The 13,699-nt window shown below is 44.0% G+C and carries 7 protein-coding genes and 1 pseudogene; 4 read left to right on the forward strand and 4 right to left on the reverse strand.

From position 1 onward, the window contains the following. Nucleotides 1-153 precede the first annotated feature (153 nt). Together AC4II3_RS13445 and AC4II3_RS13450 are read right to left on the reverse strand one after the other, a co-directional pair. Nucleotides 154-1,236: a DNA cytosine methyltransferase gene (locus AC4II3_RS13445; RefSeq protein WP_488009887.1), complete on the reverse strand. Its 1,083-nt coding sequence runs from the start codon at nucleotides 1,234-1,236 to the stop codon at nucleotides 154-156. 785 nt (nucleotides 1,237-2,021) lie between these two features. Further along, nucleotides 2,022-2,222, reverse strand: a complete 201-nt coding sequence (locus AC4II3_RS13450; RefSeq protein WP_293031374.1) for a hypothetical protein — start codon at nucleotides 2,220-2,222, stop codon at nucleotides 2,022-2,024. Between the two features lie 310 nt (nucleotides 2,223-2,532). Between AC4II3_RS13450 and AC4II3_RS13455 the strand changes: the two genes are divergently transcribed. Next, nucleotides 2,533-4,092, forward strand: coding sequence for a pentapeptide repeat-containing protein (locus AC4II3_RS13455; RefSeq protein ID WP_488009883.1), 1,560 nt, complete (start codon nucleotides 2,533-2,535; stop codon nucleotides 4,090-4,092). Between the two features lie 218 nt (nucleotides 4,093-4,310). Here AC4II3_RS13455 and AC4II3_RS13460 read toward each other — a convergent pair. After that, nucleotides 4,311-4,406 (reverse strand): annotated as a pseudogene (locus AC4II3_RS13460) (Uma2 family endonuclease); the annotation flags it as partial. 199 nt (nucleotides 4,407-4,605) lie between these two features. Between AC4II3_RS13460 and AC4II3_RS13465 the strand changes: the two are divergent. After that, a complete protein-coding gene (locus AC4II3_RS13465) occupies nucleotides 4,606-5,058 on the forward strand; it encodes a DUF6335 family protein (RefSeq protein ID WP_488009881.1) in 453 nt (150 codons plus the stop codon). A gap of 11 nt (nucleotides 5,059-5,069) precedes the next feature. On the opposite strand, the gene AC4II3_RS13470 is transcribed toward AC4II3_RS13465, so the two are convergent. Further along, nucleotides 5,070-6,284 carry an RNA-guided endonuclease InsQ/TnpB family protein gene (locus AC4II3_RS13470; protein WP_488009879.1) on the reverse strand — a complete coding sequence of 405 codons (1,215 nt, stop codon included), beginning with the start codon at nucleotides 6,282-6,284 and terminating at the stop codon, nucleotides 5,070-5,072. A 576-nt stretch (nucleotides 6,285-6,860) separates the two neighbouring features. Between AC4II3_RS13470 and AC4II3_RS13475 the strand changes: the two genes are divergently transcribed. Together AC4II3_RS13475 and AC4II3_RS13480 are read left to right on the forward strand one after the other, a co-directional pair. Further along, entirely contained in the window at nucleotides 6,861-7,664 is an 804-nt protein-coding gene (locus tag AC4II3_RS13475) for an excalibur calcium-binding domain-containing protein (protein ID WP_488009877.1), read from the forward strand. Nucleotides 7,665-7,818: 154 nt separating this feature from the next. Then, complete coding sequence (locus tag AC4II3_RS13480; protein WP_488009891.1) at nucleotides 7,819-13,575, forward strand: alpha-2-macroglobulin family protein; 5,757 nt, start codon at nucleotides 7,819-7,821, stop codon at nucleotides 13,573-13,575. Nucleotides 13,576-13,699: the final 124 nt, after the last annotated feature.

The raw sequence follows: 13,699 nt of genomic DNA on the forward strand, positions 1-13,699 counted from the left end.
GGGAGGGGTTAGGGGTGGGTTCCCATCTCCCCATCTCCCCATCTCCCTATCTCCCCACATTCCCCTCCTGGGAGGGGTTAGGGGTGGGTTCCCATCTCCCCATCTCCCCATCTCCCCATCTCCCCATCTCCCTATCTCCCACACTCTTCTCCCCTAAAGCCGCAGATGCAATGTGTCGCAAAGCTGATCAAAATAGGATTGAAAGTCTTTTGTCGTTGATAGCTCAGAGGGGAAAATGGCTTGATGGATTGCTTCTCCAACTGCTTTGGCTAACCGTGGTGGTACAGCATTACCGACCTGTCTGTATCGTGATGTTTTAGAACCTTTGAATACAAAATGATCAGGAAAGGATTGGAGTCTAGCTGATTCCCGTACCGTCAGCCGTCTTACTCCTTCAATTGTTCCTGATCTCGGCTTTCCCCCATTCATTAAATCACGGTGATACACCAGTAACACACCTTCAGGGTCAATAATGTGGGTGCGGTAACCTCCCATAGTAGCGGTAATGGTAGGACTTGGTGCATCGAAATTGATGGGTTTTCCCCCACCCTTAACTAGGGTTCCTGTCCAAGGGGTAGGACGAAGAACGGGTTTATTGGCATAGGAAACGTTAGTGCTATTCGGTTCATAGTCTGGAACATCAGTTAAGGCTGAACCTGATGAAATATAGAGATTAGATGTCCCTAAACCATGGGTTTTCAGGGGAAACGTAAAATCCGTTTTTGTGGCTAAACCGACCAAAAATAGACGTTCACGATACTGAGGAATTCCATAGGATGCTGCTTCTAAAAGGTCTACATAAACTGAATAATCCAGGGCTTTAAACTGCTGAATAATCCATTGATAATAGTTAAAATTTTTAGAGCTTTGCAACCCACGCATAGTTTCCATTAAAAATGCCTTGGGTCGAATCTCCCTAACTGCTCGGATAAATTCTGGAACTAAATCCTTAGGGTTGGATCCAGATAACTGTTTACTTGGGTATTTGTTTAGGACAGAGAAAGGTTGACAAGGCGGTGACCCTAATACTAAGTCAATCCCTTGAAATTTAGTAAAGTCTAAGGCTCTAACATCGGAGCGAATAACATTAGTGCTAGGAAAGTTTTCTCGATAAGTAGAAACAGCAGACTTATCAATTTCTATTGCTGTGGTGATCTGCCACCCAGCCATATGGAAACCCAGAGAAAGGCCACCTGCCCCTGCAAATATATCGATGGCGTTTTTGGAATCATTCATCAGTTAGCCAGCAGTTTTGATCTATTAGCTATAGCATTTGCCTTTGAGTAGGGAAAGGCAAGAGGCAAGAGGCAAGAGGCAAGAGGCAAGAGGTAATAAAGTATATAGGTATTTTTGGGAATGGAAAAAACTGTAATGCTGACGGGGTAATAAAATTTACTGTACCTCATAACTATGATCAAGGCTATATTTGCACTAATTGTAGTTTAAGGGCATCAGCTGGTTTTGTTATGCCAAATTGGTAAATATTTGATTATTTAAGGTTAGTAAGATTTAAGCTTTAAGGTTGAAGGTTTAAGGTTTAAGGTTGAAGGTTTAAGGTTTAAGGTTGCAGGTTTAAGGTTGCAGGTTTAAGGTTTAAGGTTACAGATTGTTCGTGTAGCGTGGCCTTTTGGCCAAGGTTAAAGGTATAAGGTTGTTCGCGTGGGTGCATCTCATATTTGTAAAAAAGTGCGGTAGTGGACCGACACATTTAAAATGGTGCAATAAGCGTAGGTTGGGTTGAAGAATGAAACCCAACACCAGTAACGCTTTGTTGGGTTTCCCTACCGCTCAACCCAACAAACATTTTTAGGTGTGCCACGCCAGTAGGCTGCGTTAGGGGCGAGTTGACCAAAAAAAATAGCCGTAGAAATACTATCCACGGCTATTTAAATGACTTATGTCACTGAGTTCCCAAACCGAAACTGATGTGATCTTCTTTGATTTACCTTGGTCTTTCGGCCACCCTACCGGACCAGACCGGAGCCAAGGCTCTGGGGGAAGCCCCCCCAGAAATTAAGGTGTTATGGCAACAGCCAATACTTCATCATGGTTGTCCTCACTTCCCCTGGAGTTTCAGTAGGTTCCAAAGGGCTCCAGTCGGCAATCTCCCCATAGCCCAGGGAATAAAACCTTTGCATACTATGGATTACGGCTTGACGAGGACCTTTGAGAGTGTGCTCAACAGGTTGTTTTTTGAGGTTTTGGTTAGAGTATTTTGACATAAGTCGAAACTTGAAATCCTTGTGAGTTTATAATGATTATTGTAATGATTATAAAAATATTTGTCAAGGGTTTTTATAAGTTTTTATTTGGAGGGTTTAGAGATAGTAAAAAAAGGATTGGAGCAGGTAAACTATGTAATAATAATTTAATTTATAGCGTTTATAGGACTCATGAGGTACATAGAATTATTTTACTATTGGTTGTTCCCTGTTCCCTATTCCCTATTCCCTATTCCCTGTTACCTATTCCTTATTGCCTATTCTCTGTTCAAAACTTCTGATGCTATAGTTATGCTAAATCAGTAAGACTATGACAGAGTTTAGCCAGGGTAATAAAACTAAAAAACTAACTATTGCCGCCTCTTCCAAAGGTATTGAAACAGCGAAAAATGCTTTAGATAAGCTAGGGTTTGAGTTAAAAAATAACTTTCCTAAGTCACAAGGGATAAGTCGCTATACAGTGACCAAATTTTTTAAGTCAGAGCCCATTCAGCTTGATTTATTTAAACGGATATGCGAGGGATTGAATTTAGATTGGAAAGAAATTGCCGGAATAGCAGAAGAAAAATCATCAGAACAACTACACAAAAATGATGGCAGTAGCTCAGAGCCGATGGAAGGTGTAGAGCCAAGTCAACCTTTTAGCGACCAAGAGACTGTAATCCAGAGACAAAGTCAAGCAATTAAAGCTGTTCTGGTTTTAGAAGGAGATATTAATTCAGTTAAACCTTCACAACTGATTGAATCTATTTTAGAAGAATCTTCAGGATACACGATCAACATTATTGATATTAAACCAAGCCGCTTAATCTTAGAGGGGTCTCAAGAAGCTATCGAACGGCTTGAAGCTCAGATAAAATCAGAAGACCTAAAAGAATTAAGCGGTTTTCCTATTCAAGAGATTCAAATTTTGAACAAAAGGTCAGATGATGAAGACAATAGCAAGCTTGATCATAAATGGCGTCTAGTGGCAGAGATTGCCACTAGTGGAGCTGTGGGTCGAGACTTGAGGGGTGCCGACCTCAGTGATACCGACCTCAGTGATACCAAACTCAGTGGTGCTAACCTGATTCGTGCCGACCTCAGTGGTACCGACCTCAGTGATGCGGACTTGAGTGGTACCGACCTCAGTGATGCGGACTTGAGTGGTGCCGACCTCAGTGGTGCCGACCTAATTCGTGCTAACTTGATTCGCCCCAACCTAAGTGATGCTAACCTCTGTGGTGTCAACTTGATTCGTGCCAACCTGATTCGTGCCAATCTTAGTGGAGCCAACCTGATTGGTGTTAACCTGATTGGAGCCAACCTGATTGGAGCCAACCTCAGTAATGCCAACCTCAGTGGTGCTAACTTCAGTAATGCCAACCTCAGTGGTGCTAACCTCAGTAATCTCAACCTCAGTGGTGTCAACCTCAGTGGTGCCAACCTCAGTGGTGCCAACCTAATTCGTGTCAACCTGAAAAATGCTAACCTCAGTGGTGCCGACCTGGGGGGTACCAACCTCAGGGGTGCCGAGCTGTTTAGTGCCAACCTCCGGGGTGCTAACCTCCGGGGTGCCTACCTCAGTGATGCCAGGGTGAGTGGTGCAAACCTCAGTGATGCCGACCTCAGTGGAGCCAACCTCAGTCGTGCCTACCTCAGTCGTTACAGCCTTTTTGGTGCCAAGCTCAGTGGAGCTAACCTGAGTCGTGCCTGCCTCAGTGGAGTCAACTTCACTGGTGCAGACCTGAGTGATGCCAACCTCACTGGTGCGGATCTGTTTGCTGCTAACCTTAGTGATGCTGACGTGAAAAATGCCCGATTCGCATATATTGTAGGAATTGATGAATCCACCAAGCTTGAGCTAATTCAAAGAGGAGCAATTTTTTAGAATTTTCCAGGTGAACCCTCTGAAATTAGTTCTTGAAACATTACCAGTTATGTGTATTAAAAAAGAGCGATCGCATAACTTACATAACTGGTAATTAGTCTGATAATTTATCTGTATTAAAAAAGAGCGATCGCATAACTTACATAACTGGTAATTAGTCTAAAGGTAGTTGACCCTAAAGGATAAATCCTAAGTTTCAATTCTTCAGCTAGGGTTTAAACAAATTGATCCATCACTTTTTTATAAAGTTCATGTTCAGGGTAAGGATCCATAATTTCTAGGTTGCCACGATTGTAGCTAAGCCGTAAGCAGCGATAAGTTTACAATTTATTGAGTAATATTTAATTATTTTACTAACTGATACCAGAGCGTTATATTCCTTATAATGCTGGGGTGAAGGGAGTGATGGTGATGAGGATAGTGCTTGTGAATTTTAATTATTTTAGCAGTACAATTTAAGTAGAAGGAGATTATTTATGAATCAAACAATGACACTAATCAGGAGTAACGATTATGAAAGATTACAACAACGATGTAGTCAACTCTTATGAAATGCTGAAACGAGAGGAAGGGTATACTGACAACCGTAATACAGAAGAAGTCTTGTTAGCAGACCTGAGTGGAATAGAAGACCCTGACCGAATTTTTGAGGGTGTAGTTGACCGTGACACTGGGATAGGACGCACCTTGGAGAAGTTGAGAACTAGCAAACTATCCGGTGGCAATGTGACCGGTGGCGATATTTATGACAATTGGTATCAGGCTGAAGTAGTGGGTGAAGAAGCAGTTGGAGGAGAAACGCCCACTCCTGACCAAAATGTAACTGAAGACTTACTGGAGTCCATGGGAATTTCTTCAGTTGATGGTGAAGCTGTGCAAACTCGGGACAAGTTAGAGGTTCGTGACCACCTCCGCTGGGAGCTGAACCCTGAATCTTCTGAAGATTACTCCCAACACTTGAATTGACACTCCCCGGTCTAAAGACGCGGGGATTCTTCGCTCAACGACTCGACTTGCTCAACCAGGCCGGAACCAGGAACAGTAGAGGCCAAATCTCCCGAAGCGTTCAGATCTTTTAAGATCCAGGTTCCGACGTGCCCCGTCGTACCTAAGGCTCTTTTAAGAATGTTGATTGCGGCATTGTGGTCTCTATCTAACTGACAGCCACACTTGCAGGCGTGAGTTCTAGTTGATAGGGACTTTTTCACTTCCTCGCCACAACTGGAACAATTTTGACTAGTATAGGCAGGATTTACCGCGACAGTTATCTTGCCAAATTTAGTGCCAAAGTGCTCCATCCATTCCCGAAATTGATACCAACCTGCATCATTAATAGACTTAGCGAGACAGTGGTTTTTGACCAGGTTTTTAACTCTCAAGTCTTCGTAAGCAACCAGGTCGTTAGACCGGATTACGCAACGTGCCAGTCTCTTGGCATGTTCTATGCGCTGCCTACTTATCTTGAGATGCGTCCTACCCAGTCTATTAATGGCTTTTCTACGATTAGCAGAGCCTTTCTTTTTTCGAGAAACTCTACGCTGATAGAACTTAAGGCGCTTTTCACCTGTTCTGTAAAATCGGGGATTAGGTTCAGTCTGGCCAACAGAGTCAGTGTAGAAGTCCTTTAATCCCACATCTAGCCCTACGACTGTGCCAGTTGGATCTAATTCCTCTTTGATGTCAACTGAAACGCAGAATTGGACATAGTAACCATCAGCTCGACGGACTATCCGAACTCGCTTGATCTGTTTTTTGTCAAAGCGCCACAAATCCCATGTACCTTTGAGCTTGAGCTTCCCTATTCCCTTCAAGTCCCTGAACGTTATCGACTTTTTCTCGGGATACAACTTCCATCCAGACTGCTTATACTCTACTGAGCGGCAGTTTTTCTGGAATCTTGGAAAACCTTTCTTTCCAGGTACTTTTTTCTTACAGTTATCAAAGAATCGGGAGATTGATGACCACGCTCTTTCAGCACTAGACTGGCGAGCAGTAGAGTTCAGTTCATTAGCAAAAGGAAAGTTTTTGGCGAGAACAGCACTGTATTTATTGAGGTCAAACTTATTAACCCCCTTGTTGTCCATCCAGTAACGCAGACAGCTATTTCGGATGAATTGAACTGTCCGAATAGCCTCATCTATAGCGGAGTATTGATGTTTTTTGCCGTACGCCTTGAACTCTAAAATGATCATCAGTTTCGACCTCAACTGTTTCTTACTTTATTCTACAACACTCAGACTAAGATTCAGAATTTTTCAAGAATATTTTTCTCACGGCGCCTAAAGCCGCTGCGTTCACGAAGTGTCGCCTACGGCGAGCCTTCATCCCCGGTTTAAAAACACGGGGTTTTCGGCTTGGGGGAATTTTATAAGGTGTTGTTGGCAAGGGATGGCTTAACGGGTGTCAGGGATAGGGAGAGGGATTGATGGTTTTTTGGTAATCGATTAGTTTAGGAATTGATTAGTTTGGGACTATCGGTAGTTAACCAATAAAAAACCTCTAAAAGAGGGGATAGTTGCTGGGAACTTTACTTTTCCCCTCTAGTTAAATCCCTATAAATAAGACAGATACCACAAATCAAACAAGGAAACAATGATTATTTATAAATAAAATATGTAATTTTATGACGGATTAGGTGGTATTTATATACTACACATGAAGTATATAATTGGGTTGATAAATTAGACAAATTCACGTAAAGTCTTGAAAGTAATCTCAATCATAGAATAGTGAAAAAAAATTTACTGAGAAGCTTTCAATCTTTTTTGATGACAGTTCTGTTGATGCTGCCGATAGTAGCATCACTGACTAGTTACCCCGATATAGCCCTAGCCCAAACAGAGCCTAACCTCTCCAGCCCTGGTTCTCAGGTTGAAATCCTACATCCCACTGCTTTTGTTAACGTAAATAAAGGCTTGTTCACCCCTAATTATGGAGCTGTAGTTAACATTTTCAATGGCAATGGACTGACTGGTAGCGGGACGGAACTGGATAAAATCCACGTAGCTGGAGGAAATCCAGCTAACTTTCTCTCAGCTAGTCTAAAAAATGGTGCAACAGCAGCTGATGTCAACTTTGACTTTGACTTTGGCAGCCCAGTCGTATTGAATACACTAGCCCTCTGGAATTACAATGCTTTCAATACAACCGCAACTAATCGGGGTATCAAAGATTTTAACTTAGTTCTATCTAACAACGCCGATTTTAGTAATCCAGTTTTTGAATCTTCAACCCTAACTCTGCCTAAAGGACCTGCAACCAAGATTCCGGCTAGTATCTTCTCTTTTCCTAATGTGGAAGCTCAGTTTGCCAGAATTGATGTTCTCTCCAACTATGGACCGGCAAGTCTGATTGGCTTATCTGAGGTGCGTTTTGCCAAGATAGTTAGTAACACAACACCTGTCTCGTCTGTTGCTGCAGAACCTGAATTTCCCGATTGCGTGAATTCAGATTGCAATTGTTCAGATTTCAGTACTCAAGCTGAAGCCCAACAGGTGCTTGATGGCTTTCCCGGCGACCCCTACCGGCTAGACCGTGATAAAGATGGTATCGCTTGTGAGTCACTGCCCTAAATAAAGTGGCGTTATTTAATCATTGATTAAATAACGCGCCTGCAACAACCACCCTACCCTCATGAGTTAAGGAAACTTATCACAATCCTGCCAAATTAAAAAATCTGAGCTTTAATCAAAAATGGAAGCTCTAAGAGGAAAATCTAGGCACGCCATGGGTAGGGTAATTAAAACAGCCATAGGGTTATTACTGGGATTATCTCTGATCCTAGGAATAATAAGCTGTGATAGCGCTAAACTAACCTCAGGGTTTCAACCCTTACCAGCAGTTGCTCCCCTACCGATGCCTCAAATCCCAGAGTGGATTGAGCAAATTAGTCCCATCGGCATGGCTGAGCCCCTTTCCCAGATTCGGATTCGCTTCAAAGACCCTCTGATTCCCGTTGAACGCTTGGGAAGTCCGAATCAGCGGGAAATATTACAGAAATTTGAAATCATACCCCCTATCCCTGGGCAATTTCGTTTCTTAACCCCACGGATGGTAGGCTTCCAAGCTGACCAAGCTCTGCCTCTAGCCACTCGTGTCCAAGTTACTCTCAAAGCAGGATTAGCTGACCTAAACAATCATAGCCTAGAACAAGACTTAGCCTGGACCTTCAATACTGCCCCGATCCAGTTAACCAATTTGCCAGCAACTCAGAGGAATCCAGAGGCTGAACCAGAACCGATTGCCCTGGAACCTAAGTTAGAGTTTACCTCCAATACTCAATTGGATCTCGCTTCAGTAAACGAGCACTTGACCATGACACCGAAAGGTCAGACTCAGAGTGTCAAGCTAGATGTAGCCCTTAAGGAACAAGAGGATGTTTCCTCAGAGTATAGGCAACCCGCTCAGGAATTTAACCCTTCGTTGCGGCAATGGATTTATACAATCACCCCTAAGCAACCCCTCACTAAAGCTACCGATTACAAATTAGCCTTTGCCCCTGGTGTGCGTCCCGCTCGCGGCAATATCGCCACCGAAACCCCTTTCGTTAGTCAAGTCAAAACCTTTGACCCCTTGACCTATCAGGAAATCACCTTTTACGGACAACCAGAGGCGGGAGGCGCTTATGGACGGTTTGTGAAAGGGGCAGCTCGGTTGGAATTTAATAATGGTTTGCTGGCCTCTTCCGCCATGGACAATATTACAGTTGAGCCTGCTCCCAAGGAAGCTCCCAAATTGGTGCAAGCTTATGATGGCAATCGATTCGTTAACCTTAATCCTTGGGCATTAGAACCAGAAACTACCTATACCGTTACTCTCGGTGCTAATCTCAGTGACCAATTTGGGCAAACCTTGGGTGAACCAATAACCTTTAAGTACGAAACAGGGGATTTAGCAGGGGATATCTGGGCTCCCTCGGATTTGCATATCTTTCCCTCTACCCTAAAAAGCAATTCCGAGTCCCTACAGTTGAATATTTCTACGGTCAATTTACCGCAACCAGAGTATAAAGCAGCTTATCGCATTGTTCAACCTACTGACTTGGTCTATAAAGATTCCGCTTATCCCAGTGGCAAGAGCAATGATTTATTACCGAAGCCAACTCAATGGGAGCGTTTCCGGGTAGCGGGAAAGAAAAATAAAACCACTAATATCACGGTTTCCCTGAGGAAACGACTAGGAGGTCCAACGGGAATGTTGGCCTATGGGGTGCAAGGGAAAGCCAATCGCTATCAGGATGGGAATGGAAACGAAAAGTGGTGGGAACCAACCTTTTATGGCATGGTGCAGCTGACCAATTTGGGAGTGTTTGCGCAATGGTTTCCTGATTCCGGTTTGGTGCAAGTGAATCATCTGTCCAATGGGTCACCAGCAGCAGCAACGGTAGAGATATATAAGTCTGAGCTGAATGCTTCCTATCGAGGCACACCAAAACCCTGTGCGATCGCAAAAACTGACAGAACTGGCACCATTGCCCTAAATAGCAAAGCTCTACGGCAATGTATGAATGGGGCAACGCGCTTTAATAAAGGTCCGCAATTACTGGTAATAGCTAAAGAAGGCAAAGATTGGGCATTTACTCGAACCAATGAATATAGTGGGTATTATGGCTACGGGATTTATTCAGACTGGGACAATGGCAAACCCAAATCCCGAGGCACTATTTTCTCAGACAGACAGCTTTACCAACCAGGAGAAAAGGCTTGGTTCACCGCAGCAGCCTATTATCTCGAAAAAGATAAGCTCACCCAAGACAAAAATGCATCTTATCAGGTCACGCTGGTAGAACCCAATGGTAAGAAGACAGACTTAGGCACTAAGAAAACTAATGAATTTGGTACCTTCTCCCTAGAATTACCCCTGAAAGAGAATCAACCCCTAGGTTTCTATACCGTTGAAGCCAGAGGAAGCAATGGCAAAAAAATCTCAGGTGGTTTCCGAGTAGCTGAGTTTAATCCTCCTAATTTTAAAGTTGACCTTACCCTTGCTCAAAAATTTGCTAACATGGGCGAGAAGGTGGACGCTAATGTCCAAGGAAATTATTGGTTTGGTTCAAATGTAGATGGGGGCAAGGTGGCTTATTACGTCACTCGAACCCCCGTCTACTTTACTCCAGAAGGATGGGAAGAGTTTTCCTTTGGTCAGCAGTGGTTTTGGCCCCAGGAAAGACCGCAAGTTACCAGTGATGTCCTGCAAACTAATCAAACCTTAAGTGAGTCTGGGGAAAGTAGTCTAACTATTCCGGTGACGAAAGACCTGCCCTATCCCATGACTTACCGGGTAGATTCCCAAGTTACCGATGTCTCGAATCTGTCGGTATCCGATTCTAAAACATTTACAGCTTTACCTAGCGATAAACTAATTGGATTAAAAGGGGATTGGGTGGCGGATGCCGGAAAACCATTCCCTGTAGACGTGATTGTTACTGACCCCACCGGTAAAGTGGTCAAAGGACAACAAGTGCGCCTGGAACTGCAAGAAATGAAATACAGCAGTGTCACCCAGGTCTTGGCAGGGAGTCAGCGAGAAAAGAATCAGGTAGAATACAAAACCGTTAAAGAGGTAACTGTCCGTTCCGGTAGTAGTCCGAAATCCATTAAGCTCACTCCCCCCTCATCCGGTTCTTATCGAATTCGCGCTAACTTTGCTAAAGCTAAAAATGACTTAGCAGCAACAGACTTACAAATTTGGGCAACCGGTGGAAACTCAGTGTACTGGGGGTCTCGCTATGATAACTCTCGCCTGGATATCAAACTAGACAAGGATAGCTATAAGCCGGGGGAAACAGCTACAGCCTTGATTCAATCTCCCTATGCTGAAGGGGAATTGTATTTTTCAGTAGTTCGCAACAATACCCTCTATCGCAAAGTAGTGAAAGTTAAAGGGGGTGCGCCAGAGATTAAGTTCAAAGTCACTCCCGAGATGGTACCGAATGCAGCAGTAGAAGCAGTAGTAGTGCGCCAAGGGAAACCCCTATCCCAAGTTGAGCCGGGGAGTGTAGAAAATCTGGTGCGGATCGGTTTTGTTCCGTTTAATACCAGCTTGGATGATAACTATCTCAAGGTAACAGAGACATTGCAGTCTAAGTCCATTGAACCTGGTGCTAAGCAAACCGTGGAATTAGCATTGCAAAATTCTAAGGGTAAACCGGTAAAGGGACAGTTTACCGTCATGGTTGTCAATGAAGCTATCTTGCAACTGAGTGGCTACCAAGTACCGGATTTAGTAGAGACCGTGTATGCTCAGCAAGATATTTCCACTCGCTTCAGTGATAACCGTCCTAAGGTGGTGCTAGAAAAGCTAGCGATGCGAATGATGGACAAAGGCTGGGGCTATGGTGGAGGACAGTCTTCTGGCGCAGCTAGTACTCGGATTCGCACGGAATTCAAACCCTTAGCCTACTACAATGGCTCACTGGTAACAGATGCCAATGGTAAAGCAAAGGTAACCTTTAAACTACCAGATAACTTAACCACTTGGCGGGTGATGGCAGTAGCAACGGATGGCAACCTACACTTTGGTAATGGCCAGGCTACCTTTATGACCACCAAGCGGCTGATGGCTAATCCAGTATTACCTCAATTTGCTCGTCCAGGCGATCGCTTTCAAGCTGGTATATCGCTAATTAATAATACTGGGCAAACGGGAGATTTACAGATTAATGGACAACTGACCGGTGCTGTTCAGTTTGATGATGGTAAAGGGCCTACGCTGAATCAAAAAACTTCAGTCAAGACCGGAACCAGTGGTTATCGTTTTCCGATGGTAGCCAATAACTTGGATAAAGCTAAAGTCAAGTTTACCACTAAGCTCAATGGTAATCAGGATGGGTTTGAAGTACCTTTAGCTGTTAAACCCGTTGACATTACTGAGCAAGTGGTGGAATCGGGAGTAACCAGGAATCAAGTAAAAATCCCGGTGAATATAGCTAGTAACGTGGTAGCTGACGCGGGAGGGTTAGAGATTTCCCTAGCTAGCACTCTGATTCCTGAAATTACTGCTCCGGCTAAGCAAGTGTTGGATAACGAAGACTTACCCTTCTTAGAACCGGTAGCAAGTAAATTAGCGATCGCATCCAATTTGGAAATACTCGGCAAACAATATGGTCAGACCTTTGCTGAGTTTAACCCTAGCCAACAAAGCACTGAGGCTATCAAACAGTTACAGAAACTCCAGCGACCAGATGGTGGCTTTGCCAGATGGCCCGGACAAAAATCCTCAGACCCCTTCGTGTCTCCCTATGCTGCTACTGCTCTAGCTCGGGCTAAAGCAGCAGGATTACCAGTAGATGCTGGGATGGTGAGCCGTCTCCAGAACTACTTGCAGAAAATATTGGCAAATCCTGGTCAGTATGATTATTGCAAGAGCGTAGTGTGTAAGAGTAAGGTGCGATTAGAAGCACTGATGGGGTTAGCAGAACTCGGTCAGACCCGCAGTGACTTCCTAGGATACCTTTATGAACAGAGCAGTAACTTCGACCGGGTCACTCAGATTAAATTAGCCCGTTACTTATTACAGTTTCCTCAGTGGCGGAGCCAAGCCCAAACTCTAGTCAATCAGTTTCAGGAAAGCATCTATCAAACTGGGCGTTCAGCTCGGATCAACTTACCCCAAAGCTGGCGTTGGCTGGATTCTTCTACTACTGCACAAGCTCAAGCCTTGCGCCTATTTATTGCCCAAAACAGCTCAGCAGAGGTTCGCAGTAAACTATTACAAGGGTTATTAGAGTTACGGCGAGACGGCACTTGGCAAACTAGCTACGATAATGCCCAAGCCTTGAGTGCCTTAGTAGACTATAGTCGATTACAGCCTACACCCCCCAGCTTTGGAGCAACGGTGCAACTAGCAGGGAAAAAACTTGGCTCAGCCCAGTTCCAGGGGTATCAGAAACCTAGTCAATCGATTCAGGTAACCATGGATAAGTTACCCCGAGGTCGCCATGACCTAATTCTCAAGAAATCTGGTGCAGGGACTCTACACTACTTAACTAGCTATCGTTATCGCTTACAAGGCGATCAAGCCGGTCGGTTTAATGGATTACGAGTAAACAAGACCATACGTCCGGCTAATCAGGAAAACGTGTTGCGAAAGATTGGACTGTATGCTCTCAAAGAGCCATTAACAGTACCAGCGGGACAAGTGTTTGATATTGGCGTTGAGGTGATTACCGATCATCCAGTGGATCATGTGGTGATCGAAGATCCCTTACCAGCTGGGTTGGAACCAGTCGATACTAGTTTCCAAACTGCTACCCCTTACTTCCAAGCTCAACAGGATAGCTGGCAAATCGATTATCAGAAAATTCATCGCGATCGCATTGTGGCTTATGCCGATCGATTAGAAGCTGGTGTCTATAATTTGCATTATCTGGTGCGCTCAGTTACACCAGGAACCTATTTATGGCCCCCTGCCCAAGCACACCTCAACTATGCCCCAGAAGAATTTGGCAGGTCGGCTTCCTCTACGTTAGTGATTAATGATTAATTATTAGTTAATTATTAATTGTTAATTGCTAATTGCTAATTACCATTTTGCTTTTGCCTTAAATTGACAACTTAATACTTATTGAATACCCTTTTAAAGTTGATGGTACTAAATCCATATCCGA

This window comes from Moorena sp. (assembly GCF_982860115.1).

Coding starts and splice junctions, on each gene's coding strand:
- AC4II3_RS13455 (WP_488009883.1), top strand. CDS start 2,533: ATGACAGAGTTTAGCCAGGGTAATAAAACTAAAAAACTAACTATTGCC.
- AC4II3_RS13475 (WP_488009877.1), top strand. CDS start 6,861: ATGACAGTTCTGTTGATGCTGCCGATAGTAGCATCACTGACTAGTTAC.
- AC4II3_RS13450 (WP_293031374.1), bottom strand. CDS start 2,222: ATGTCAAAATACTCTAACCAAAACCTCAAAAAACAACCTGTTGAGCAC.
- AC4II3_RS13445 (WP_488009887.1), bottom strand. CDS start 1,236: ATGAATGATTCCAAAAACGCCATCGATATATTTGCAGGGGCAGGTGGC.
- AC4II3_RS13470 (WP_488009879.1), bottom strand. CDS start 6,284: ATGATCATTTTAGAGTTCAAGGCGTACGGCAAAAAACATCAATACTCC.
- AC4II3_RS13465 (WP_488009881.1), top strand. CDS start 4,606: ATGAAAGATTACAACAACGATGTAGTCAACTCTTATGAAATGCTGAAA.
- AC4II3_RS13480 (WP_488009891.1), top strand. CDS start 7,819: ATGGGTAGGGTAATTAAAACAGCCATAGGGTTATTACTGGGATTATCT.